This window comes from Oceanisphaera arctica (genome assembly GCF_002936955.1).
Classification (GTDB): Bacteria; Pseudomonadota; Gammaproteobacteria; order Enterobacterales; family Aeromonadaceae; genus Oceanimonas; species Oceanimonas arctica.
The window spans coordinates 1-25067 of the sequence record NZ_MPZM01000006.1; the positions used below are offsets into that span (position 1 = coordinate 1).

A 25067-nucleotide genomic window follows, 5' to 3' on the forward strand; every position below is an offset into this window, starting at 1 on the left:
CTTTTTTGATAAAAACATCGTCTTTCGCACCACTTGCGTAAAGTTACACCAATAAGGTCATTTTTAGTACGTTTCGTCTTCCAGAACGGGTTCGGGCGAGCCTATGCGGGTCACCAGCAGCTGGTCTATCTTGTAACTGTCGATATCGACGACTTCAAATTTGTAGCCCGAGTGCAGTACGAAATCGGTGCGCTTGGGGATTTTGCGCAGCATGTACATCATGAAGCCGGCGATGGTTTCGTAGTTTTCATCATTGGGGAAGTCGTCGATGTCCAACACACGCATTACATCTTCCAGCGGTGTCGAGCCTTCTACCAGCCAGGAGTTGGCATCACGAGACACTATATTGTCTTCCTGAGACTGCACCAGTTCACCCATGACGATGCTCATGACGTCTTTAAGGGTAATGATGCCGACCACCATCGCATACTCGTTCATGATAATGGCAAAATCTTCCCCCGCCGTTTTGAAGTGCTCCAGCACCTCATACATGGACAGGGTATCCGGAATGATAAGAGGGCTACGGATGATGCCTTCTTTTTGCAGTGATATGGGCTGCTGGTGCAGCACCTGCATCAGGATATCGCGGGAGTCGACGTATCCGACCACCTTGTCCAGACTGTCTTCACATACCAGAAACTTGGCATGGGGATGCTCGGCTATCTTGGCCTTGATGCTGTCCTGACTCTCGGTGAGGATAAAATAGATAAGACTTTCCCGTGCGGTCATCGCCGAGGTTACGGTGCGAGACTCCATATCGAACACATTTTCAATCAGGTGATGTTCCTGCTCCTGCAACACCCCGGCCTGAGCCCCTGCATCCATCATGGCGATGATGTCTTCCGGCGTAATTTCGTCCTTGCGCATGGTCGGCACCTTGAACAAGCGAAAGAACAGGTTGGCCAGACCATTGAAAAACCAGACCAGTGGCTTGAGAAAAACGATAAAGAACGACATCGGTCGCACCACGGAAATGGCGATGCGTTCCGGCGCTATCATCGCCAGCCGTTTGGGCATGAGATCGGCAAACAGGATAAACAGCGAGGTCACCACGAAAAAGGACAGGAAGAACGCCGTTTTTTCGATCCAGACGCCCTCGAAGAACGTCTTCAGTAATTCGGTGATAAAAGGTGTAAAGGCGGCTTCACCCAGGATACCCCCCAGAATCGCCACGGCATTGAGACCAATTTGAACCACGGTAAAAAAGTTACCCGGCTGTTCCTGCAGCATCAGCACCTTTTCGGCATTGGGATCCCCATCGCTGGCCATTAATCGCAGTTTCATTTTTCTTGATGCGGCCAGGGCAATCTCCGATACCGAAAAGAATGAACTGATAGCGACCAGCAGAACGAGTATCAGCAGGTTCTCAAATAACGTCATAGTGATGTACACCGGTAAGAATAAAGGGAGGCAAAAGCCGAAAAAACAGGCTCAGGATATCATGGCGTATGGAATTTAACAGAAGCCGGCCAGTGGTTTCAGACAGGATCCGGGGTGATATCAAAAAAGTGCTGTAAAAAGAAAAAGATTGTCGTGATACTGGCTATCATTCGACTAAAAAAAGCCCACAATGAGTCTGTCCGTTGTGGCGAGATCATTCAGATAATCAAGCACAGGGATAATACCAATGTTGATAAGGCGATTATTACTCGGCTGGATACTGTCCGGGCTGACGCTGCCCGTATGGGCCTCGGATCACACCCTGGACCACTGGTCTTTTCAGGAATATCTGGATGCGTTTCCGCACCAGCGCAATCTGTCCGACGCCTTTTCGGCGCGGATTCGGCAAGCCGCCGAGCCCTGGACTGCATCAACAGACAGGCCGGTACGTATCGCCATGCTTATCCCCGACCAGCAGGTGTCGGATTACTGGTCTCGCAACCAGAAAAGCTTCACCAGCCGTCTGCAGGAAATAGGCCTGCCCTTTACCCTGAAAAGCTACTCATCCCATCCGGAAACCACAAGCCGGGTACAGGAACAGCAGCTGCTTGAGGCTCTGAACGGCGATCCAGACTACCTCGTCTTTACCCTGAACTCGCTGCGTCACCGGGTCCTGATAGACAAGATAATGGCCCGTGGCCGACCCAAACTTATCCTGATGAATGTCACTACCCCGCTGAAACACTGGGGCAAAAACCAGCCGTTTCTCTATGTAGGATTTGATCACGCGGAAGGAACCCGGCTTCTGGCCGATGCCATTAGCAAGATGACCGGAAAACAGGCCAACTACCTGATGCTGTATGGCACCCGGGGGTATGTCAGCCAGGCAAGAGGGGATGAGTTTATCCGGCTGACATCAGACCAGCCCGGTTTTACCCTGCGCCAGGCTTTTTATACCGATGTAAACCGGGAAAAAGCCCGACAGGCGGTACTGCAAACGCTGGCAACCAGCCCAGATATCAACCTGATCTATGCCTGCACCACGGATATCGCCCTCGGCGCCATCGACGCCCTGAAACAACTGAACAGGGAAGACAAGATTATCCTCAACGGATGGGGAGGAGGCAGCGCCGAGCTCGATGCCCTGGCCCAGGGCAGTCTGGATCTGACCGTGATGCGTATGAACGATGATAACGGCGTTGCCATGGCGGAAGCCATCCGCCTCGATCAGGAGGGCAAGGCCAGCCAGATCCCCCAGGTCTACAGCGGGGACTTCGCCGTCGTTGACAAAGATACCCCCACCGCAGAACTGGAGCGCCTTAAAGCCAATGCTTTCCGTTACTCGCAGTAGCCCCCGCGCCAGGCGCTTGCTCCGGCTGATGCTGATGGCGCTGCTGCCTGCATTTCTGTTGCTTGCCGTGGCCCTGCTGACGCTGACCTATAACAGCACGTCAAAGATGGTCGATGAAAGTGTTCACCATCAGTTACAGGAAACCCACCATCGGTTGCAGAGCCGCCTCGACAGCTACCTGAATGGTCTGGATAACCTGCTGTCGACCGCTGCCGAGCAAGCGGTGCTGGCCGCCATCATATCGAGTGACGACCGGCAAGCCGCCAGGACACAATTACAGAAGACGCTGGATAATAGCCACGGTGAATACCTGGATCTGCTGATACTGACACGACAGGGTCAGTATTGGGTAAACATGAACTCGCCCCTCTATATGCTGGAACACCGGCTACCATCGCTGATTGCCGACACCCCCTTCTTTAATAAATGGTCCAGTATCGAGCTGGAGCCCTCCCCCAGCCCCTTGACGGCCTTGATACAGCGTTATCCCGTACTGTCACCGGATTCGGGACAGATAACAGGCAGCCTGTTCGGAGGCCTGGTGCTGAATGACAACCTTACCCTGTTAAGCTTGCTGGGGCAGGAACTCGAAAACATCAATGTACAGCTGGTGTTGCGCGGAAAACCGGTGGGGCCGCCCCTTATCAACAGTGACATACCTTCCGACTTGTTCACTCAGGTCCTGTCCAGCCAGCGCCTCCAGGGCCAGATCCAGGGCCATTATTTCAGCCTGCAGCCCCTGCTTATCAATGGTGAGCAGAGCGAACTGCAACTGTTGCTGCTGACCAATGACGCCATGTTCCAGCAATTACAACAGACCTACGGCTATCACACCCTGCTGGCGTTGCTACTGGTATTAAGCACGGCCCTGGCCCTGTCACTCTATACCCTGAGGCTTATCTCCTCACCATTGGCCAGCCTCACCCTGTTTGCCGAACAGGTGAGCCGTGGTCACTCGGTCTCTTTTCAGCCTGATTGCATCGAGGAATTCAACCTTCTGGGCACAAGCCTGGAACAGGCCGAAAAATCACTGCGTCTTCACAGGCTGGTGCTCGAAAACATGATGGAGGCAGTGGTGATTTTCGATCGCGCTCACCACCTCATATATGTCAACCATGCCTATACCAAGATTACCGGCCAGAGTCTGGATGAAATCGCAGGCCAGACACCATACCGCACCTTACACCTTGAGTCGGGCGACACGTCGCTGCAGCTCCCATGGCAAACGGTCAATGCGACCGGTTTCTGGCAGGGAGAGATATCTGGCCGAATAAGAAATGGCAGCCCTAGTCCTCTGTGGTTGTCTATTACCTCCCTCAGAGACACCGACAACGAGATAAGCCATTATGTTGTCGTCTTTTCGGATATATCCATACTCAAGGATACCCAGCAGCAACTGCAGAGAATGGCTCATTATGATCCGCTGACGGGCCTTGCCAACCGCAGTCTGTTCAATGAATTGCTCGACCATAACCTGAGCCGGGCTGCGCGCCATGACACCAGCCTCACCATGCTGTTTATCGATCTGGATAAGTTCAAACATATCAATGACAGTCTGGGACATGCTGCGGGAGATGAGCTGCTTAAGGCCGCAGCCCGCCGAATTCAGCATCATAGCCGAACCGAAGATATACTCTGCCGTTTTGGCGGGGATGAATTTATTCTGGTACTCACCAGTCCCTTGTCACACCAACAGGCCATGTGCGCAGCACAGCGTCTCGTCAATGCCTTTTCCGACAAACCATTCCGGATACAAGGACAATACCGTTACGTCAGCATCAGTATCGGACTCGCTTGCTATCCAGAACATGGCAGGGATCAAGAAACTCTGATGAAAAACGCAGACACTGCCCTCTATCAGGCCAAGGAGCAGGGACGTAATCAGGTACAGATATTTGACGCCGGGATGAATTTGCAGACCCAGATACAGATAAAGAAGACCACCGAATTACGGATTGCCCTTGAGCAGGGACAGATGGAACTCCATTATCAACCCCAGTTTTGTCTCCGCGATGGCAGCCTGGTCGGGGTCGAGGCTCTGGTGCGCTGGAACAAACCGGGGATTGGGCTGGTCTACCCAGGGGATTTCATTCCCCTTGCCGAAACAACCGGGATCATAGTCCCCATGGGTAAATGGGTGCTGAAAGAAGCCTGCCATCAACTCAGTGCCTGGCGACAGGCCGGATTTAACAACATCCGGATGGCGGTCAACCTGTCGGCCCGTCAACTCCGACAGCCCAGCCTGGCGAGTGATATCGCCGGCATATTGCAGCAACAGGAGATGAATGCCGATATGCTGGAGCTGGAAATAACGGAGAGCATGCTGATGGAGGACATGAATACCGCCATCACCACCATGTCAGAGCTGAACCAACTGGGGATACACCTGGCCATAGACGACTTCGGAACCGGTTACTCCTCCCTCGCCTATCTGAAGAATTTTCCGGTGCGCCGGCTCAAAATAGATAAATCCTTTGTCCAGGATCTGACAGCAGACACTGAAGATACCGCCATTATCAGCGCCATCATCAACCTGGCTCACAACATGGGTATCGCCGTTATCGCCGAAGGCATAGAGAATGAAGCCCAGCTTGAATACCTGCGTCAACTGAACTGTGATGAAGGACAGGGGTATTTTCTTGCCAGGCCCATGCCAGCCGCAGATATGGATAAACTGTTACAGGAAAGCTGTCCCCTGGTTGAAAAAGATCAATAGCCATAAAAAAGCGGTCCTGGTCGATATGGTTTCGATCAAGGCCGCTTAAGGTTATGGGATGACACTTTATTTTCATCCCACAGGTGGTTCAAAAACAGCGCTGGATTATTCGACCGTGACCGACTTTGCCAGGTTTCTCGGCTGATCCACATCGGTACCCTTGATCAGGGCCACATAGTAAGACAGCAACTGCAGCGGCACCGTGTATACGATGGGTGCGATAACCTCTTCCACATGGTTGACCTGCATCACCCTCATGGTGGCATCGCCCTTGAAGCCGGCCTGCTTGTCGGCGAACACATAGAGAATACCGCCACGGGCGCGCACTTCTTCGACGTTGGACTTCAGCTTTTCCAGCAGATCGTTGTTGGGGGCCACCACGATAATCGGCATGTCGGCGTCGATCAGCGCCAGCGGGCCGTGCTTGAGCTCGCCGGCCGCATAGGCCTCGGCATGAATATAGGAGATTTCCTTGAGCTTGAGCGCCCCTTCCATGGCGATGGGATACTGCTCGCCCCGGCCGAGGAACAGGCTATGGTACTTGTCGGCAAACTCTTCCGCCAACACCTCAATGTCACCGGCCAGGGCCAGGGTATCGACGATATGGCCCGGCAAGGCGCGCAGTGCCGTGACCAGCCCGGTCTCGGTTTCCGCCGTCATGTTACCGCGACAACGGCCCACCGCCGCCACCAGCATAAGCAAACCGGCCAGCTGGGTGGTGAACGCCTTGGTGGACGCCACGCCGATTTCGGCACCGGCCCGAGTCATGAAGGCCAGATCCGATTCCCGCACCAGGGAAGAGCCGGGCACGTTGCATATGGCCAGGCTGCTCATGAAGCCGGACTCCTTCGCCAGCCTCAGCGCCGCCAGGGTATCGGCAGTTTCACCGCTCTGGGACAGGGTGATCAGCAGGCTGTTGGGGCGCACCACCGACTTGCGATAGCGGAACTCGGAGGCAATTTCGATATCGCAGGACACGCCGGCCAAGGCTTCGAACCAGTAACGGGCCACCATGCCCGCATGGTAGGAAGTGCCGCAGGCGATAAGCTGGATATGCTCGACCTTTTCGAAGATCTCGCGGGCGCCATTGCCGAACGATTCCACCACCACCGCCGATTCGGTGATCCGGCCTTCCAGGGTGTCGGTAATCGCCTTGGGCTGCTCATGGATTTCCTTGAGCATATGGTGGCGATATTCGCCCTTGTCACCCGCATCATGGGTGACGTCAGACTCCAGCTCTTCACGCACCACTGGGTTGCCGTCGGTATCGAAGACATGTACCTCGCGACGGGTCACCTCCGCCACGTCCCCTTCTTCCAGGAACATGAAACGGCGGGTCACCGGCAACAGCGCCAGCTGATCCGAGGCAATGAAATTCTCGCCCAGCCCCAGACCAATTACCAGCGGCGAACCGGAGCGTGCCACCACTACCCGAGAGGGATCGCGCACATCCATCAGCACCGTACCGTAGGCGCCACGCAACTCTTTTACCGTGGTTTGCAGCGCCGCCAGCAGTGACTCGCTCTGTTGACGGTGGTAATGCACCAGGTGAGCAATCACTTCGGTATCGGTGTCGGAGCTGAACTCGTAGCCTCTGCCTTGCAGCTCTGCCCGCAACTCTTCATGGTTTTCGATGATGCCGTTATGCACCACCACGATATCGCCGGACACATGAGGATGGGCATTGCGTTCGGACGGCTCGCCATGGGTGGCCCAACGGGTATGGGCAATACCGGTACCGCCGGCCAGCGGATGCTGCTCGAGGGCATCGGCCAGCGCCTTTACCTTACCCAACCGGCGCAAACGCCCCAACTGACCCGGAGCGTCAACAATGGCAACGCCCGCCGAGTCATATCCGCGATATTCAAGACGGCGCAGGCCTTCTACCAGAATTTCTGCCACATCACGCTGGGCTACAGCCCCTACAATTCCACACATATATTATTCCTCAGTATCCGTGGCAATAATCAGGTTAATGCCCTTGTGCTCTAGTTGTTGTTGATATTCTTTGGCTATGCCGTCGTCGGTCACCAGGGTATGAATGACGCCCCAGGGCAGCTCCATATTGGGGATTTTGCGGCCAATCTTGTCGGACTCCACCATCACCACCACCTCGCGGGCGACTTCCGCCATCACCCGCGACAGGCCCGTCAGCTCGTTGAAGGTGGTGGTACCCCGCTCGAGATCGATACCATCGGCGCCGATAAACAGCTGATCGAAATCATAGGATCGCAATACCTGCTCGGCCACCTGGCCCTGAAAGGATTCGGAAGAAGGATCCCAGGTACCGCCGGTCATCAGCAGGGTCGGTTCCGGCTCCAGCTCGCGCAGGGCATTGGCGATATTCAGAGAGTTGGTCATCACCACCAGGCCATGCTTCTGACCCAACTCACCCAGCAGCGCCGCCGTGGTACTGCCGCTGTCGATGATGATGCGGTTATGGTCACGCACCCGTCCGGCCGCCGCCCTAGCCAGCGCCTGCTTTCGTTTCGAAATCGGCTCACCGGCATTTTCCGCCACCATTTCACTCGGCACCGGCACGGCACCGCCATAGCGACGCAGCAGCAGACCATTTTTTTCCAGCGCGGTCAGATCCTTGCGAATGGTGACCTCGGAGGTTTCGAAGCGTTGCGACAGCTCGTCCACCGTCACTTCGCCCTGCTCGTTGAGCAAGGTAACGATGGTATGGCGGCGTTGTTGGGTATTACGTTTCGACATGATCTAGCTAAGTTTCGATTTGAAACCTGATGCTAGCAGATCAAAAGATAAGGGATCAATCGATAGTTTCGCGATTGGGGATTCGATATGAAGAGGCAACAGAGTTGCCTCCTCCGACACGCTCCAAGTACATCCATGTAACGCTCAGCACATGACATCCCTGTTATGTGACGGTCGGCTGAGGCAATCTCTGCAGCCTCTTCTTGACGCCCGAGTTAGCTGTTGGCATCACCAACAGGCGATACCGGGGTTTCAAGGAGGACAAAGGGATCTGCTCAGCCGGCCATCCGCGCCAAGGATGGCGCGGCTGAGCCCCCAGGGAGGGGTTCACGGCGAGTCGGCGGAGCTGGCCCTTTGGCCGATGTGCAAACATCGAGCTAAAAAACCAAGCTGTTCTCCCACTAGCTGATTTGTGACCAAGAAACAGGCTTACGGCTTCTTTTTGACGGGCCGTGGCCAATCCTTGATATGACGCTGGCGTACCCTCGTTATCACCAGCTCATCTGCGGCCACGTCCTTGGTAACGGTGCTGCCGGCCCCAAGGGTGGCGTTCTTGCCGATGCGTACCGGGGCCACCAGCTGGGTATCGGAGCCGACAAAGACGCCGTCTTCGATGATTGTTTTAAACTTGTTCACGCCATCGTAGTTGCAGGTGATGGTGCCGGCACCGATGTTCACACCGTCGCCGATCTCTGCATCGCCCAGATAGCTCAGGTGACCGGCCTTGGAGCCTTTGCCCAGGCGAGACTTTTTCATTTCGACAAAGTTGCCGACGTGGGCATCCTCGCCCAGCACGGCACCGGGCCGCAGACGGGCGAAAGGACCGGCGCTGCTGGCGGTGCCCAGCTCGGCATTTTCGATGATCGAGTAGGGCTTCACTACGGCGTCGTCACCGATCACGCAATCCTTGAGGATGGCGCCGGCACCGATGCTGACTCTGTTGCCCAGCGTTACCTTGCCCTCGATGATGACGTTGACGTCTATGGTGACCTCTTCACCTACGGTAAGCGTACCGCGCAAATCGAAACGGGCCGGATCCAGCAGAGTCACGCCATCACGCATCAGTCGCTCGGCCTGCATCTTCTGGTAGGCACGCTCAAGACCAGCCAGCTGTACCCGGTCGTTGGCGCCTTCCACTTCCGCAGTGCTGGAAGGATGAACTGTGGCAATCTCGCAACCGTCCGCATGGGCCATGGCGAAGATGTCGGTGAGGTAGTATTCACCTTGGGCGTTATTGTTGTTAAGCGCGCCCAACCAGCGCTTGAGCAGACCGGCTTCGGCCACCAGCACCCCGGTATTCACTTCATTAATCGCCAGCTGCTCGGCATTGGCGTCTTTCTGCTCGACGATACCGACTACCTTGCCATTTTCTCGCACGATGCGGCCATAGCCGGTGGGGTTGTCGAGCTTGACGGTCAGCAGACCCACGCCGCCGGTTGGCTTGGCTGCCAACAAGGCCTTGAGGGTATCTGGCTGCAGTAACGGCGTGTCACCATACAGCACCAGCACGTCATCACTATCGGCAATCTCGGGTAAGGCAACCGCCACCGCATGGCCGGTGCCCAGTTGCTCGGCCTGGTGCACCCAGCCGATGCCCGGCTCATCGATGCGCGCCTTGAGCTGGTCGGCACCGTGGCCATAGACCAGATGAATACCGTCTACCGTGCAAGCCCGGGCCGCCGCGATGACATGACTGACCATGGGCCGATTCGCCACCGGGTGCAATACCTTGGGTAAGGAAGAACGCATGCGGGTGCCCTTACCCGCCGCCAGAATCACTGCCTGTGTTTTCATAAAATTGAATATCCCGTCGATAAAGAAGCGGTTCGCTTAAGCAATATGCGGACTTCGTGCCCGGGCGTAAGAAGGAACAGTACGCCAACCCGCCAAAACCCATCCATGGGGGCTCGGAAATGCCGTCCTTGGCATTTCACGGTCGGCTTAACTGCTTCCTTCTTACGCCCTGAAGATGTCGGTGATGCCCGACAATAAAAAGCAGCCCATCTGCGAAAGCGCCACCATCAAAAAAACTGCCGTCATTCTGATTTTTTTGTAAAAAAAAAGCGACCCTGGGGTCGCTTTTTTACGCACGGCTAGTAACGCACGTTATCTTTTAACCAACTGCAGCACGCGCAGTTTCGCCAGAGCCCGGGCCAGATCGGCGGCCGCTTCTGCATAATCCACATCGTGTGAGGAATTCTGCAGTTTGGCTTCCGCCGCTCGTTTGGCTTCTTCGGCCTTGGCTTTATCCAGATCTTCGGCGCGAATCGCAGTGTCGGCCAAAACCATGACACTGCTGCCCTGCACTTCCAGCATACCGCCGGAAACATACAGAACTTCTTGCTTGCCGGCTTTGGTGACATATTGCACCAGGCCGGGACGGATAGCCGTCAGCAAGGGGGCATGTCCGTAACGGATCCCCAATTCACCCTCAGAGCCGGATACAGTCACCGCACTGACAGAACCGGAGTACAAACGCTCCTCGGCACTGACGATGTCCAAGTGAAAGCTATATTCAGCCATCAGGTACTCCTTCGAGGCTTACAGTTTCTTGGCTTTCTCGACGGCTTCGTCGATGGAACCAACCATGTAGAACGCCTGCTCGGGCAGCGAATCGTAATCACCGTCCAGAATGCCTTTGAAACCACTGATGGTATCCTTCAGGGACACGTACTTACCGGGAGAACCGGTGAATACTTCGGCCACGAAGAAAGGCTGGGACAGGAAACGCTCGATTTTACGGGCACGGGATACAGTCAGCTTGTCGTCTTCAGACAGTTCGTCCATACCGAGGATGGCGATGATGTCTTTCAGCTCTTTATAGCGCTGCAGCACAGTCTGTACGCCACGAGCGACAGAGTAGTGCTCTTCACCAACAACCTGCGGATCCAGCTGACGGCTGGTGGAGTCCAGCGGATCAACGGCCGGGTAGATACCCAGGGCGGCGATCTGACGGCTCAGTACCACGGTAGCGTCGAGGTGGGCGAAGGTGGTCGCCGGAGACGGATCGGTCAAGTCATCCGCGGGCACGTAAACGGCCTGTACGGAGGTGATGGAACCGGTCTTGGTGGAGGTGATACGCTCTTGCAGTACACCCATCTCTTCGGCCAGAGTCGGCTGGTAACCTACTGCAGAAGGCATACGGCCCAGCAGTGCGGATACTTCGGTACCGGCCAGAGTGTAACGATAGATGTTATCCACGAAGAACAGTACGTCACGACCTTCGTCACGGAACTTCTCGGCCATGGTCAGACCGGTCAGTGCCACGCGCAGACGGTTTCCTGGCGGCTCGTTCATCTGACCGTATACCAGCGATACCTTGTCGATAACGTTGGAGTCGGTCATTTCGTGGTAGAAGTCGTTACCTTCACGGGTACGCTCACCAACACCGGCAAATACGGAATAACCGCTGTGCTCGATGGCGATGTTACGGATCAGTTCCATCATGTTGACGGTTTTACCAACACCGGCACCACCGAACAGACCAACTTTACCACCCTTGGCGAACGGACAAACCAGATCGATAACCTTGATACCGGTTTCCAGCAGCTCGGAGCTGTTGGCCTGTTCTTCGTAGCTGGGCGCTTCGCGGTGGATAGACCAACGGTCTTCTTCACCGATAGGACCCTTCTCATCGATAGGGTTGCCCAGTACGTCCATGATACGACCCAGAGTCTTGATGCCTACCGGCACCTTGATCGGGTTGTTGGTACGTTCGATTTCCAGACCGCGGCGCAGACCGTCGGAGGAACCCATGACGATACAGCGCACAACGCCGCCGCCAATTTGCTGCTGAACTTCCAGAACCAGGCCCTGGCTCTGGCCTTCAGTCGTGATCTTCAGCGCTTCGTATACGTGGGGAACCGCATCTTGCGGAAATTCCACGTCTACTACGGCGCCGATGATTTGGACTATGATACCCTTACTCATGTCAAATCCTCTAAACCTTTGAATACCCTTGCCTTATACGGCACCGGCACCGGCAACAATCTCACTCAGCTCTTGGGTAATCGCAGCCTGACGGGCTTTGTTATACACCAATTGCAGATCTTCTATCAGATCGCCGGCGTTATCGGTGGCGGCTTTCATCGCCACCATACGTGCAGCCTGCTCACTGGCCAGGTTTTCTACCACACCCTGATACACCTGTGCTTCCACAAAGCGTACCAGCAGCTTGTCCAACAATGATTTTGGATCAGGCTCGTAGAGGTAGTCCCAGCTGTGGCTGGCCACGTTTTCTTCCGATGCAGGTAAGGGCAACAGTTGATCGACCGTGGGTTTCTGAACCATGGTGTTTTCAAACTTGTTGTACACCAGATACAGCTTGTCTATCTCACCCTTGTTGTATGCCTCTAGCATGACATTGACGGAGCCAATCAGCTCAGACAGCGACGGGTTATCACCCAGGCCGCTCTTCTGTGCGACTACCTTGCCGCCATGGCGGTTGAAAAAGCTTACCGCCTTGCTGCCGACCAGGCACAGGTCAGCGCCTACACCTTTGTCGGACCATGCTTTCATTTCATTCATGGCTTGCTTGAACAGGTTAATGTTCAAACCGCCACAGAGGCCACGATCGGTCGAGATGATAATAAACCCAACGCGCTTGACCTCGCGGTCTGCCAGATAGGGGTGCTTGTATTCCAAGTTCCCCTGCGCGATGTGGCCGATCACCTTGCGTATGGTTTCAGCGTATGGGCGGCTGTGGTCCATGCGATCCTGCGCTCTGCGCATTTTCGAGGCGGCCACCATCTCCATAGCGCTGGTGATCTTCTGAGTGTTTTTGACACTCCCGATCTTGCTACGTATTTCTTTTGCGCCGGCCATGTCGCTTCTCCAATTCAGGTGGCAGCAAACGCTGCCACATGGTTACCAGGACTGGGTAGCCTTGAAGCTATCCAGCAACGCAGTCAGCTGGGCAACAACATCTTTGTTGAAGTCAGCTTTCTCGTTGATCTCCGCCATCACGGCGGCATGTTCTGAATTGGCATAAGCGAGCAGGGCGGCTTCGAACGTAGTGATGAGCTTGAGCTCAACATCGTCCAGATAGCCATTTTCGGCGGCAAACAGAACCAGGCCCTGTTCGGCGACGGACATAGGACGGTATTGCTTCTGCTTCATCAGCTCGGTCACTTTCTGACCGTGACTCAGCTGCTTGCGAGTCGCCTCATCCAGATCGGAAGAGAACTGAGCAAAGGCCGCCAGTTCGCGATACTGAGCCAGAGCGGTACGGATACCACCGGACAGTTTCTTGATGATCTTGGTCTGCGCAGCACCACCAACACGGGATACGGAGATACCCGGATCAACTGCCGGACGAATACCGGAGTTGAACAGTTCGGTGGTCAGGAAGATCTGGCCATCGGTGATGGAAATCACGTTAGTCGGTACGAAGGCAGAAACGTCACCAGCCTGGGTTTCGATGATTGGCAGTGCGGTCAAAGAACCGGTCTTGCCTTTCACTTCACCCTTGGTGAACTTCTCTACGTAGTCGACAGACACGCGAGAGGCGCGTTCCAGCAGACGAGAGTGCAGATAGAAAACGTCACCTGGGTAAGCTTCACGACCTGGCGGACGACGCAGCAGCAGAGAGATCTGACGGTAAGCAACGGCCTGCTTGGACAGGTCATCGTATACGATCAGGGCATCTTCACCGCGGTCACGGAAGAATTCACCCATGGCACAACCGGAGTAAGGTGCCAGGTACTGCAGGGCAGCAGATTCGGAAGCAGAGGCAACTACCACTATGGTGTTCGCCAGGGCGCCGTGTTCTTCCAGCTTGCGTACCACGTTAGAGATGGTGGACGCTTTCTGGCCGATGGCCACGTACACACACTTAACGCCAGAGTCTTTCTGGTTGATGATGGCATCGACGGCCAGGGCAGTTTTACCTACCTGACGGTCACCGATGATCAGCTCACGCTGACCACGACCCACAGGGATCATGGCATCAACAGCCTTATAGCCGGTTTGCAGCGGCTGATCGACCGATTGACGGTCGATAACGCCCGGTGCAATCATTTCTACCGGAGAGAAGGTATCGGCTTCAATAGCGCCTTTACCGTCGATGGGCTCACCCAGGGTGTTAACCACACGACCCAGCAGGTTGCGACCTACCGGTACTTCCAGGATACGGCCAGTGGACTGAACCTTCATGCCTTCGGCCAGATCCGCATACGGACCCATTACCACGGCACCTACGGAGTCACGCTCCAGGTTCAATGCCAGGGCGTAACGACCACCCGGCAGTTCAATCATTTCACCTTGCATGATATCAGCAAGGCCGTGAACACGAATGATGCCATCGCTTACAGAGACGATGGTACCTTCGTTTCGTGCTTCACTGACAACGTTGAATTGCTCGATACGCTGTTTTATCAGCTCGGCAATTTCAGTTGAATTCAGTTGCATGCTCTATTCCCCAATCAAGATTGCAGCGTTTCAGCCAAGCGGGACAGCCTGCCCCGAACACTTCCGTCGATTACCATGTCACCGGCTTTAATGATGATGCCGGCCATCAGGCTCTTATCGACACTGCAATTCAGCTTCACCTTGCGCTCGAGGCGCTTTTCAAGTGAAGCCTGAATCTTGGCCATTTGTTGCTTGGTCAGTTTGGCAGCAGAAACCACATCGGCTTCTACTTCCCGGTCCAGCTCCGCCTTCATCGCGACGAATTCCAGTACCACTGCTGGCAACACACTCAAGCGTCCGTTAGCAGCCATCGCCTTTATCAGGTTCTGGCCTTGCTCATCGAGCTGTTCGCCACAGACAGCCAAAAACACGTCGGCCATCTTTTCCGCGTTCAGATTGCTGTTGATAACGTCGTCCATTTGTTTGTTTTGCACCACAGCGGCGGCAAAACTCAACATGGTTAACCAGTTATCAACCGCTTTTTTCTCAACGGCAAAATCGAAAGCTGCTTTGGCATAGGGGCGAGCAATGGTTTTCATTTCCATAGCTCTATGTCCCTTACAGTTCAGCTACTACTTTCTCAACAATGTCGCTATTAGCAGCGGCATCAATCTGACGCTCGAGGATCTTCTCTGCACCCACCAGGGCAAGAGCAGCAACCTGCTTACGCAGTTCCTCTTTGACACGATTGCGTTCGGCTTCAACTTCAGCCTGGGCCTGTGCCAGAATTTTCTCACGCTCAGCCTGAGCTTCACGTGTAGCATCCTCGACGATCTGGGCCTTGCGCTTGTTAGCCAGCTCAACAATTTGAGCGGACTGCAGCTTGGCTTCCTTCAACTGTTCGGTTGCATTGTTTTGCGCCAGAGCCAGGTCTTTCTTGGCCCGTTCCGCCGAGGACAAGCCTTCGGCGATTTCTTTCTGGCGATTTTCAATGGCTGCCATCAGAGGCGGCCATACAAACTTCATGCAAAACCAAACGAACAGGATAAACGCGATCGTTTGACCGAGGATTGTTGCGTTCATGTTCATCGCAACTCTCCTTTAAAATGGTTAGCAGACTGATTGATAGACCGAGCCATTAAGCTACGGCGAAGATCAGGTACAGAGCCATACCAACGGTGATCATGGGGATGGCGTCAACCAGACCAACCACGATAAAGAAGTTGCCGCGCAGAGCAGGCAGCATGTCCGGCTGGCGAGCCGCACTTTCCAGGAACTTACCACCCAGCATAGAAATACCGATAGCACCACCGATAGAAGCCAGACCCAGCATAAGAGAGGCAGCGATAAAAATCATTTCCATTTTTTTTCTCCAATTGTTAGCGGTTAGAACGACTGCTTGTTAATATATTGTTATCTTTTGTTATTAATGTTCTTCATGTGCCATTGACAGATAAACAACGGTCAAGATCATGAAGATGAAAGCCTGCAGGGTGATAATCAGGATATGGAAAATCGCCCAAGGCACATTAAGGGCCCATTGAGACCACCACGGCAGCAGACCGGCAATCAAGATGAAAATCATCTCACCGGCATACATGTTACCGAACAATCGCAAACCCAGAGAGATAGGCTTAGCGATCAGTGATACGGTCTCAAGCACCAAGTTAACAGGGATCATGGACCAATGGTTCAACGGTTGCATGGTCAGCTCTTTAACGAAGCCGGACAAGCCTTTCATCTTGATGCTGTAGAAAATGATCAAGATAAACACGGAGAACGCCATGGACATGGTGATGTTAACATCGGCGGAAGGAACAACCCTCAGGTAAGGAACACCTAGCAATTGAGCGCCATAGGGCAGATAGTCGACCGGGAGCAAATCCATCAGGTTCATCAGGAAGACCCAGACAAAAATGGTCAGCGCCAGAGGCGCAATTAACGCATTTTTACCATGGAAGACGTCCTTGACAGATTTATCCACGAATTCGACCAGCAGCTCAACGGCACATTGCAACTTGCCGGGAACTCCACTGGTTGCACGAGATGCAACCTTGTTGAAGCCCCACAAGAACAGCATTCCCAGGACAACGGAAACAAGCAAAGAATCGATATTTAACGCCCAAAACCCCGAACCAATCTGCAGGTGTTGCAGGTGGTGAGAGATATAACCCTGGGAAGTTAAGACATCTCCTGTTGCAGCCATGTGTTTTCCTAGTAACGGTTGTTGAGAGTGAACGAAAGAATCCACTGCATCAGCAATGCTAGGGCGTAAGCCGTATACAGAGGGGCATGAAGCACCTCTATGTACTTGAGCGCTATCACAAACAACAAGATAGTGCTGCCAAACTTAATCCCTGCCCCGCTGTAAAAGTCCGCCACAACACTGCGTGGCGTGTCGTGCTCGGCGCTGAACGCCAAAACCCGTACGCTAAACAGACATTGGGGAACCCAGTAGATTCCGCCCCCTATGAGGGCGGAACGGGCGGCTGCCTCTCCCTGTTGGTAAAAAAACAGGGTGCCGACAGCCACCACCAGGAGCAATTGACAAGACAATATCACCAGCGCCATTTGCTTGTCGCTCAGGTGCCGCTTCATTTGCTTCACAAAAACTCCTGATACAGTTAGGGGCTTGCTGGTCACACCGAGGTGTTGTCAGTTAAGCCCCAAAAAAGCAGGTCAAATTATACCCGTGCGCGGCGTAAATGCAATTGCAGTAAAACCTTATTTTCACCGGATTACTGCGGTTTTTCCGACCATTTACAACGGGTTAAACTCATTGAACATTTCTCACGACTCAGACTTCGGGCGTGTCGTTAATACCGAAAAAATGACTTATTTTATCTAGTTCATTCAATGAGTTATAAGAAATCACCAGTTTCCCCTTGTCCTTGTGGGTCGACTTGATTTCTACTTTTGACCCCAGTTTTTCACCGATTTCCCGCTCAAGCTGGCTCATCAGCAAGGATCCGGGCTGCTCGATTTTCTCTTTTTTCGGTGTCAGGCTCTGCTTGACCAGTTTTTCGGTTTCCCGCACCGTCAGCGCTTTCTGGGCCACCAACCGAGCCAGTTCGGTCTGTTGTTCGCCGGTGATCGCCAGTAGCGCCCGGGCATGCCCCATCTCCAGCGAGCCGTGTTCCACCAGTTGCTTCACCTCGTCGTTCAGCTGAGCAAGACGCAACAGGTTAGAGACGGTACTGCGACTCTTGCCCACCGCCTCGGCCACCGACAGATGGGTAAAACCGAATTCTTCGATCAGCCGCAGCAGGGCACGAGATTCCTCGATCACGTTCAGATCTTCGCGCTGAATATTCTCGATAAGACCGATGGCCATGGCTTCCTGATCCGCCACCGCCTTGATCAGGCAGGGGATCTGGCTCAGACCCGCAAGCCGGGCTGCCCGCCAGCGGCGCTCGCCAGCCAGGATCTCGTAACCGCCGGCTTCAAGGGGTCGCACGACGATGGGCTGAATGATGCCTTGCTGGCGGATTGAGGTAGCCAGCTCTTCCAGCGCTACCTGGGACATGTCCCGGCGGGGCTGATATTTGCCCGGTTGTAGCTCGTTCAGAGAGAGAGTTTGCAGCTCACCATTGGCGCCGGGCAAGGAATGGGGATCGGCCTGATACTGACGCAGATTGGCGGCCGAGCTGGTACTGAGCAGTGCATCCAGGCCCTTGCCCAGACCACGTCGTTTGATGGTCATGCTGTTTGTTCCGAAGGTTCAGAAGAATCCAGAGCCAGTTCTTCCCGGCGCAGTATTTCACCGGCCAGGGCCAGGTAGGCTTTGGCGCCCAATGAAGATTTGTCGTAATACATGGCCGGCTGACCAAAACTAGGGGCTTCGGCCAGACGGACGTTACGCGGAATAACGGTGCGATAGACCTTGTCACCGAAGTGGCTTTTAAGCTGATCGGACACCTCATTGGACAACCGGTTGCGGTGATCGAACATGGTGCGCAGTATGCCTTCGATCCTGAGCGCAGGATTCACCACCGACGCCAGCTTGCTGATGGTATCCACCAGCGCGGTCAGTCCTTCCAGGGCGAAATATTCGCACTGCATCGGTACCAGTACCGAGTCCGCCGCCGACATGGCGTTTACCGTCAGCAGGTTGAGGGAAGGGGGGCAGTCGATAAAAATATAATCGTAATAATCGCGTACCGGCGCCAAGGCATTCCGCAGGCGAACTTCTCGGGCAAACACTTCCATCAGCCGGATTTCGGCGGCGGTGACATCGCCGTTACCGGCGATAAGATCATAACCACCGCTGGTTTCCCGTTCGACGACCTGCTCGACCGGCACCTCGTCCACCAGCAAATCATAGGCGGTGTTGGCGACCTGATATTTGTCGATGCCGCTGGCCATGGTGGCATTGCCCTGAGGATCCAGGTCTATCACCAGCACCTTGCGTTTGGTCGCGGCCATGGACGCCGCCAAATTGACACAAGTTGTGGTTTTGCCCACGCCCCCTTTCTGGTTGGCAATGGCGATGACTTTTCCCACCGAACACCTCTACTGGCTGGCTAGTTTGATGACCACCAGGTGGCGGTCTCCTTCCTGCTCGGGCACGGTTAACGGATAAACCCGGTCTAACGCGAGATGAGCAGGCAATGATTGTAACTCCTGCTCAGGATATTGCCCCTTTAACGCCAGAAAGCGGCCTTCGGGGGTCGGCAGGTGAACGCACCAGCTTACCATGTCATCCAACGAAGCAAAGGCCCGGCTCAGCACGCCATCAAACTTTTGCTCCGGGTTGAAATCTTCCACCCGGCTCTGCACAGCCTCGACGTTGGTCAGTCCCAGTTGATGGACCACCATACGAATAAAACGGATGCGCTTGCCCAGGCTGTCGAGCAGCACGAACTGCTTGTCGGGATTGATGATAGCCAGAGGCAGGCCCGGCAGGCCGGGGCCGGTGCCTACATCGATAAAACGCTGTCCCTGCAGGTGAGGGCTCACTACCAGGCTGTCCACGATATGACGGCCCATCATGGCGATAGGGTCCCGTACGGAGGTAAGGTTGAAAGCCTTGTTCCACTTGTCGAGCAGGGTAACCAGTGTCACCAGTTTATCGGCCTGCTCCGGGGTAACCGACAGCTCGGTCTGGCCCAGCAAGCGCCCTAGTGTTTCCTGTAATTGGTCGTGCATATTGTTGTTTCTCATCATATTTCTTATGCCGACTTACGCAGCAAACCGCGCTTCTTGAGATGAACCAGTAATATCGAGATCGCCGCCGGCGTCACACCGGAAATACGTGATGCCATGCCTAAGGTTTCGGGTCTGGCCAGATTCAGCTTGGTGATCACCTCATGGGACAGACCGGGCACCGAGCCATAATCCAGATCCAGCGGCAAACGAGTGTGTTCGTTGCGCAGATGCTTCTGAATTTCGTCTTTCTGCCGCTCGATGTAACCGGCGTACTTGATCTGGATTTCCACCTGTTCGGCGGCCTGTTCGTGATCGATACCGGGGCCGATGCCGTCCACCGCCATCAGGCTGGCGTAAGTCACCTCGGGTCGGCGCAGCAATTCTTCCAGGTTGTGCTCACGGCTGAGTGGCGTTTTCAGCAATTCATTCAGCGCCGGGGCGGCGGCATGAGCGGGGCTGATCCAGTTTGTCCGCAGGCGCTGACCTTCCTGGGTAATGCGTTCCATCTTGTCACAGAACATGGCCCAGCGATGATCGTCCACCAGACCCAGATTACGGCCTTCTTCGGTCAGGCGCAGATCCGCGTTGTCTTCCCGCAGCAGCAGGCGATATTCGGCCCGGCTGGTAAACATGCGGTAGGGCTCCTCGGTACCCAGGGTGGACAAGTCGTCCATCATGACGCCCAGGTAGGCCTGATCCCGGCGAGGTGACCAGGCTTCCTTGTCGAAGGCGCGCAGGGCTGCATTCAGACCGGCCAGCAGGCCCTGGGCTCCGGCTTCTTCGTAGCCGGTAGTGCCGTTGATCTGACCGGCGAAAAACAGGTTGTGCAGACACTTGTTTTCCATGTTGATCTTCAGATCACGAGGATCGAAATAATCATATTCGATCGCATAACCAGGCCGCATGATATGCGCCTGCTCGAAACCCTTGATCGAACGCACGATCGCCAGCTGCACGTCGAAGGGCAGGCTGGTAGAGATCCCGTTGGGATACAGCTCTGTGCTGGTCAGGCCTTCAGGCTCGACGAAGATCTGATGGGAGGCCTTGTCGGCAAACCGGGTGATCTTGTCTTCGATCGAGGGGCAATAGCGCGGGCCGATCCCTTCGATCACACCTGCGTACATGGGGCTGCGATCCAGATTTTTGCGGATCACCTCATGGGTTTTTTCATTGGTGTGAGTGATGTAACAGGGGATCTGCTGCGGGTGATCCTTACGGCTGCCGATAAACGAAAAGACCGGCGTCGGGTTATCACCTGGCTGAACCTGCATCACCGAGAAATCCACGCTGTTGGCATCGATTCTGGGCGGAGTACCGGTTTTCAGTCGATCGATGCGCAGCGGCAGTTCACGCAGACGCTGGGCGAGGGCGATGGACGGAGGATCTCCGGCGCGTCCGCCCTTGTAGTTATCCATGCCGATATGGATCAAGCCGTTGAGGAAGGTCCCGACCGTCAGCACCACGGTTTTGGCGCGGAATTTAAGACCGGTCTGGGTCACGACACCGACGACAGTATCGCCTTCCAGCAGCAGATCATCACAGGCTTGCTGGAAGATCCTCAGGTTCGGCTGGTTTTCCAACCGGGTTCTTACGGCCTGCCGATACAGCTGACGATCCGCCTGAGCACGGGTGGCTCGAACGGCGGGGCCTTTTGAGGCATTGAGGGTTCGAAACTGGATCCCGGCGTGATCGGCGGCGATGCCCATGATCCCGCCGAGGGCATCGATCTCCTTGACCAGATGGCCCTTGCCGATGCCACCGATGGCTGGATTGCACGACATCTGCCCCAAAGTATCTACGTTATGGGTCAATAACAGGGTGTTTGCTCCCATACGAGCTGCAGCAGCGGCGGCTTCTGTGCCGGCATGACCGCCACCCACAACAATGACGTCAAACGATTCTTCAAATTGCATAACAGATACTCTTGAGACAGGCAGGTGTAAGGATCCCGAAGGGCGGTCATTTTAGCTTTTTTAGCGAGAGGATGGAAACCGGATCGAGAGGATCTCGTGATCGTTAATAGATCTTAGATCTCTAGAGAGATCTTCTGTTAGATCTATTATTAGGGACGACCTGATCTGTGAATAACCGTTTTTTGATCTTTAAGATCATGCGGTTAGTAACGATCGATTGATGTGTACAACCTTGCGGGAGCTCCCCCTGGACCGGTGGGTAACTTGCATAGTTATCAACAGGTGGCCGTGAGCTTTTATTTAATTCATAGGATAACTATAGGTTTAACACCGGATTCAAGCCTGGTTATACACAATGCTGATTTTTATAGTCGGCTGGAGAGAGGGAGATCTAACGGCGGGATCTGTTGATAACTTGGTGGAAAGAATTTTAGCGGGTAGCGGATCTTGCCGTGACCAGATCCGCTACACCCGAGTAAAAACGAGGATCTAGTGCTGCGATAACCATAGACCCAGCCACGTTGTGGCGATCGCCTCCGGTGGATCCGGCAGACTGACATCTATGTCCAGCCGATCCCCGATCCGCTCTGCGCCTAGATCCTCAAGCTGTCGATCCAGTGTTTGAATGGCATGGCAGAAGGTATCGTACGCCGAATCACCCAGGCCGACGGCCAGATACGCCAGTCCGGTCAAATCCGGCCCTTGTTCGTTCAATTGCTGAGAGAAGGGCTGAATATTGTCGGGCAGGTCGCCGGCGCCATGGGTAGAGCAGACCAGCAGCAGGTAATGATCGGGCCTGATCAAGATGTGATCAAGCTGGGGAGAAGTGTGAATAACCGTTTGATGACCGTGGTTTTGCAGGATCCCGGCCAGTTCATCGGCCAGATCTTCCGCGCTGCCGAGGGTGGAGCCCACCAACAGGGTGAAGTGACTCATACAGTTCCTTGATAAAGACAATGGCGCCGATTTTAGCATCATCCGGGGAGAACTGTGGCTCAGGATGTGAGCCGTTCGGCACATATCCTGCCCGGAACTGTCATAGCGCGGATAGCGTGCGATGGCGAATTCGCTGTCTATCCCCCTACGGATATCAAATGAAATTCTTGCCCGTCAAAACTCAGAATTACCCCCCTGGGAGTAATGCTTTGCAGTCGCAAGGCCCCGAATTGCTGGCCTTCACGCAGCATCTGCCCGTTGATGCTGGCCATCCGGCTGCTGGCGGTTTTAGAGTAGATATGAACCGACAGCGTCAGTGCGGGCAGCTTCGACCGAATGTTGGCCGGCAGCTCGCGCAGATCAGGCACACCAGGGTCGAACGCCGGTTCGGGAACGGACACCGGGTCGGAAGCCGCTACCGGCTCGGGCCCGGTAATGACGGTGGTGGGCGCCGCCATGGTGCCGGCTGGCGGGGCGGGATTCATGGTCAGGGCGGGAGGCTCGTCAAGCAGGATACGTACCGGTACGGAGCCAAGCGCAATCGGCGTTCTGGCCGTGGTGGTGGCCGGTTGCGCGGGTGCAGTCTTCTCGGGAGGCGCCGAGCCGGGATAGGGCTTAGGTAAAGGGATGGCTTGCTGTGGCGATTGCAGCCATGCCGAGCCGATTTTACCCAGGCCATATCCCAGCATCAGTGCCAGCAGCACGCCGGCAAGCAGCCACCATAATCGTCGCCGATAGCGGGGAGCTGGCGGTAAACTCGGCGTTTCCGTCGGTGTATGGTTTCCCGCCGCCGATGTCTGTTGGCCTCGTTTTCGTTCCGATTGTTTAAGCGCATCAAGGATGTATGACACTGGTTATCTCCTGTTGACCGGCAAGTCCGGGCAAGTCGTTAAGCAGGCTGGCGCTGAGATAAATGCTGGTTTGTGGCCCGAAAATGCCATCGGCGGTCAGCCCCTTGCTGCGTTGAAATGCCCTGATATCACCGACGAGTACCTCGTCATAATATTGGTGCTGCCGACGAGGTGCTCGTTCTTGCAAGCTCGCCATTTGCTGTTCCAGCCAGGCGACGACTTTTCCTTTGCTACCGGGGTACAGTGGTGCCTGATAATGCGGCGGCAACTGCCACAGCAGAACGTAGCTGTGGGGCCAGCTGGCGGCCAGCTCCGTCAGTGACATGCGCTTGAGCTGACCGCCCACCATCAGTTCTGCCCGTTCACCATCGATACGGGTCAGAATGGCATATACGGCTCCCTTTTCTGGGTACTCCAGGCGAAAAATGACCGGGTGGTTCTGTTGCCGCACCGTTGCGAGATTACCGTTCTGAAAGGCGCATTCCAGCCGATGCCGGCGCGAAAAAGGGCACACCACCGGATCTTCCGTGGGGTCGTAATCCAGCCCCCACAGCGAGAAAAGATGCTGATATGCCATAACCTGGCTCAGGTCGGTGGTCAGGGCCGCAGGCCATTGCCATGGATCAAGCGGCGTTGCGCTATCACTCGGCGTTGGTGTTACTTCAGCCGGCGGAGCGGGTTCCGGGGCGAGAGCGCCGGTGATGCGTTGTTCAGGGCGTTGTTCGGAGCCTTGCTCCATCTGTTGTGGCGGGCGGACGACATCGATGGACATCGGCGTTGCCAGCCTGGCGATGTCTGAAATGGCCGGCCATGTTGACTGAGCAAGCCAGCCACCGGTGACAACCAGAGCGAGCAGGCCGGCGGCAATGGCAAGGAGCCGCCAGCGCGCGAGTGGCGGCGAAACGCCCAGCACTTCAACGGCGGCGCGGTTCAGGGTGGCCAGGTCGACCCGGGGTAGCCGTTGTACATAGGCCCCCAGCAAGGCCCGGTCGCAGATCACGTTGATAAGCCGGGGCACGCCGCCGGTCAGGCGATACAGCCGGTGCAGGCTGTTGTGCCGGAACAGTGCCGCTTCTATGCCCGCCACCGATAACCGGTGGGCAATATAGGCCTTCATTTCCGCGAAGGTCAGGGGAGCCAGATGGTAGCGAGCGGTGATCCGCTGGGATAACTGACGCAGTTCGGGTTGCTTTAGCTTGTCCGCCAGCTCCGGTTGCCCAAGCAGGATAATCTGCAACAGCTTGTGGGTATCGGTTTCCAGGTTGGTCAGCAGCCGGATCTGCTCCAGCACCTCGGTGGAGAGATTCTGGGCCTCGTCGATGATCAGCACCGTCTGGCGGCCCCGGGCATGGGTCTCGAGTAGATGATGATGAATGGCATCGGTCAGCTGCCTGCCATTGGACGGTTCCGGCACCGTTATCGCCAGCTCCTGACAGATGGCGGCCAGCAACTCCTGTACCGAACAGCCGGGGTTGAGAATAAACGCCAGATCGGTTTGCTCCGGTACCTGTTCCAGCAGACAGCGACACACCGTGGTTTTTCCGGTGCCGACCTCACCGGTCAGCAGTACAAAACCGCCGTGACAGACGAGTCCATACTGCAAATGAGCCAGCGCCTCTCTGTGTTGCTGGCTGAGGTAGAGATAACGCGGATCGGGCGCAATGGAAAAAGGCAGATCGCTGAGGCCGAAATAAGAGTCGTACATG

22 protein-coding genes are annotated in these 25067 nt (G+C 55.3%); 2 read left to right on the top strand and 20 right to left on the bottom strand.

The window, feature by feature from the left end:
- Window positions 1-63 precede the first annotated feature (63 nt).
- Window positions 64-1380 carry a polyamine export protein PaeA gene (gene paeA / locus UN63_RS04235; protein WP_104485538.1) on the bottom strand — a complete coding sequence of 439 codons (1317 nt, stop codon included), beginning with the start codon at window positions 1378-1380 and terminating at the stop codon, window positions 64-66.
- Between the two features lie 247 nt (window positions 1381-1627).
- On the opposite strand from paeA, the gene UN63_RS04240 reads away from it, so the two are divergent.
- Entirely contained in the window at window positions 1628-2731 is a 1104-nt protein-coding gene (locus UN63_RS04240; protein ID WP_104485539.1) for a substrate-binding domain-containing protein, read from the top strand.
- Window positions 2709-5447: an EAL domain-containing protein gene (locus tag UN63_RS04245; RefSeq protein ID WP_104485540.1), complete on the top strand. Its 2739-nt coding sequence runs from the start codon at window positions 2709-2711 to the stop codon at window positions 5445-5447. The genes UN63_RS04240 and UN63_RS04245 overlap by 23 nt, the downstream gene beginning before the upstream one ends.
- 105 nt (window positions 5448-5552) lie before the next feature.
- Here the strand turns inward: UN63_RS04245 and glmS are convergent, their stop codons facing one another.
- From glmS to UN63_RS04340, 19 genes are all read right to left on the bottom strand, one after another.
- The gene (glmS, locus tag UN63_RS04250) at window positions 5553-7385 is read right to left on the bottom strand and encodes a glutamine--fructose-6-phosphate transaminase (isomerizing) (RefSeq protein ID WP_104485541.1); all 1833 of its coding nucleotides are present in this window, start codon (window positions 7383-7385) and stop codon (window positions 5553-5555) included.
- 3 nt (window positions 7386-7388) lie between these two features.
- Window positions 7389-8165, bottom strand: coding sequence for a DeoR/GlpR family DNA-binding transcription regulator (locus tag UN63_RS04255; RefSeq protein WP_104485542.1), 777 nt, complete (start codon window positions 8163-8165; stop codon window positions 7389-7391).
- A 429-nt stretch (window positions 8166-8594) separates the two neighbouring features.
- Complete coding sequence (gene glmU, locus UN63_RS04260; RefSeq protein ID WP_104485543.1) at window positions 8595-9959, bottom strand: bifunctional UDP-N-acetylglucosamine diphosphorylase/glucosamine-1-phosphate N-acetyltransferase GlmU; 1365 nt, start codon at window positions 9957-9959, stop codon at window positions 8595-8597.
- A gap of 312 nt (window positions 9960-10271) precedes the next feature.
- The gene (locus tag UN63_RS04265; protein ID WP_104485544.1) at window positions 10272-10688 is read right to left on the bottom strand and encodes a F0F1 ATP synthase subunit epsilon; all 417 of its coding nucleotides are present in this window, start codon (window positions 10686-10688) and stop codon (window positions 10272-10274) included.
- 18 nt (window positions 10689-10706) lie between these two features.
- Complete coding sequence (gene atpD, locus UN63_RS04270) at window positions 10707-12095, bottom strand: F0F1 ATP synthase subunit beta (RefSeq protein ID WP_104485545.1); 1389 nt, start codon at window positions 12093-12095, stop codon at window positions 10707-10709.
- Between the two features lie 33 nt (window positions 12096-12128).
- The gene (gene atpG / locus UN63_RS04275) at window positions 12129-12989 is read right to left on the bottom strand and encodes a F0F1 ATP synthase subunit gamma (protein WP_104485546.1); all 861 of its coding nucleotides are present in this window, start codon (window positions 12987-12989) and stop codon (window positions 12129-12131) included.
- 42 nt (window positions 12990-13031) lie between these two features.
- The gene (gene atpA / locus UN63_RS04280; RefSeq protein WP_104485547.1) at window positions 13032-14573 is read right to left on the bottom strand and encodes a F0F1 ATP synthase subunit alpha; all 1542 of its coding nucleotides are present in this window, start codon (window positions 14571-14573) and stop codon (window positions 13032-13034) included.
- A gap of 14 nt (window positions 14574-14587) precedes the next feature.
- Window positions 14588-15118 (bottom strand): F0F1 ATP synthase subunit delta, encoded by a 531-nt coding sequence (gene atpH / locus UN63_RS04285; protein WP_104485548.1) that lies wholly within the window; start codon window positions 15116-15118, stop codon window positions 14588-14590.
- A gap of 13 nt (window positions 15119-15131) precedes the next feature.
- The gene (gene atpF / locus UN63_RS04290; RefSeq protein WP_104485549.1) at window positions 15132-15602 is read right to left on the bottom strand and encodes a F0F1 ATP synthase subunit B; all 471 of its coding nucleotides are present in this window, start codon (window positions 15600-15602) and stop codon (window positions 15132-15134) included.
- Between the two features lie 49 nt (window positions 15603-15651).
- Window positions 15652-15876: a F0F1 ATP synthase subunit C gene (gene atpE / locus UN63_RS04295; RefSeq protein WP_014290939.1), complete on the bottom strand. Its 225-nt coding sequence runs from the start codon at window positions 15874-15876 to the stop codon at window positions 15652-15654.
- Between the two features lie 63 nt (window positions 15877-15939).
- Window positions 15940-16719: a F0F1 ATP synthase subunit A gene (gene atpB / locus UN63_RS04300; protein ID WP_104485550.1), complete on the bottom strand. Its 780-nt coding sequence runs from the start codon at window positions 16717-16719 to the stop codon at window positions 15940-15942.
- Window positions 16720-16727: 8 nt separating this feature from the next.
- Window positions 16728-17111, bottom strand: a complete 384-nt coding sequence (locus tag UN63_RS04305; protein WP_229793495.1) for an ATP synthase subunit I — start codon at window positions 17109-17111, stop codon at window positions 16728-16730.
- 199 nt (window positions 17112-17310) lie between these two features.
- Window positions 17311-18216, bottom strand: coding sequence for a ParB/RepB/Spo0J family partition protein (locus UN63_RS04310; RefSeq protein ID WP_104485552.1), 906 nt, complete (start codon window positions 18214-18216; stop codon window positions 17311-17313).
- Complete coding sequence (locus tag UN63_RS04315) at window positions 18213-19016, bottom strand: ParA family protein (RefSeq protein WP_104485553.1); 804 nt, start codon at window positions 19014-19016, stop codon at window positions 18213-18215. The genes UN63_RS04310 and UN63_RS04315 overlap by 4 nt, the downstream gene beginning before the upstream one ends.
- A 9-nt stretch (window positions 19017-19025) precedes the next feature.
- Entirely contained in the window at window positions 19026-19661 is a 636-nt protein-coding gene (gene rsmG / locus UN63_RS04320) for a 16S rRNA (guanine(527)-N(7))-methyltransferase RsmG (RefSeq protein ID WP_104485637.1), read from the bottom strand.
- A gap of 23 nt (window positions 19662-19684) precedes the next feature.
- Window positions 19685-21574, bottom strand: a complete 1890-nt coding sequence (gene mnmG / locus UN63_RS04325; protein WP_104485554.1) for a tRNA uridine-5-carboxymethylaminomethyl(34) synthesis enzyme MnmG — start codon at window positions 21572-21574, stop codon at window positions 19685-19687.
- A 489-nt stretch (window positions 21575-22063) separates the two neighbouring features.
- Window positions 22064-22510, bottom strand: a complete 447-nt coding sequence (gene mioC, locus UN63_RS04330) for an FMN-binding protein MioC (protein ID WP_104485555.1) — start codon at window positions 22508-22510, stop codon at window positions 22064-22066.
- A gap of 137 nt (window positions 22511-22647) precedes the next feature.
- A complete protein-coding gene (locus UN63_RS04335; protein ID WP_104485556.1) occupies window positions 22648-23361 on the bottom strand; it encodes a general secretion pathway protein GspB in 714 nt (237 codons plus the stop codon).
- On the bottom strand, window positions 23345-25066 hold the full coding sequence (locus tag UN63_RS04340) for an ExeA family protein (RefSeq protein WP_104485557.1): 1722 nt from the start codon (window positions 25064-25066) through the stop codon (window positions 23345-23347). The genes UN63_RS04335 and UN63_RS04340 overlap by 17 nt, the downstream gene beginning before the upstream one ends.
- Window position 25067 lies beyond the last annotated feature (1 nt).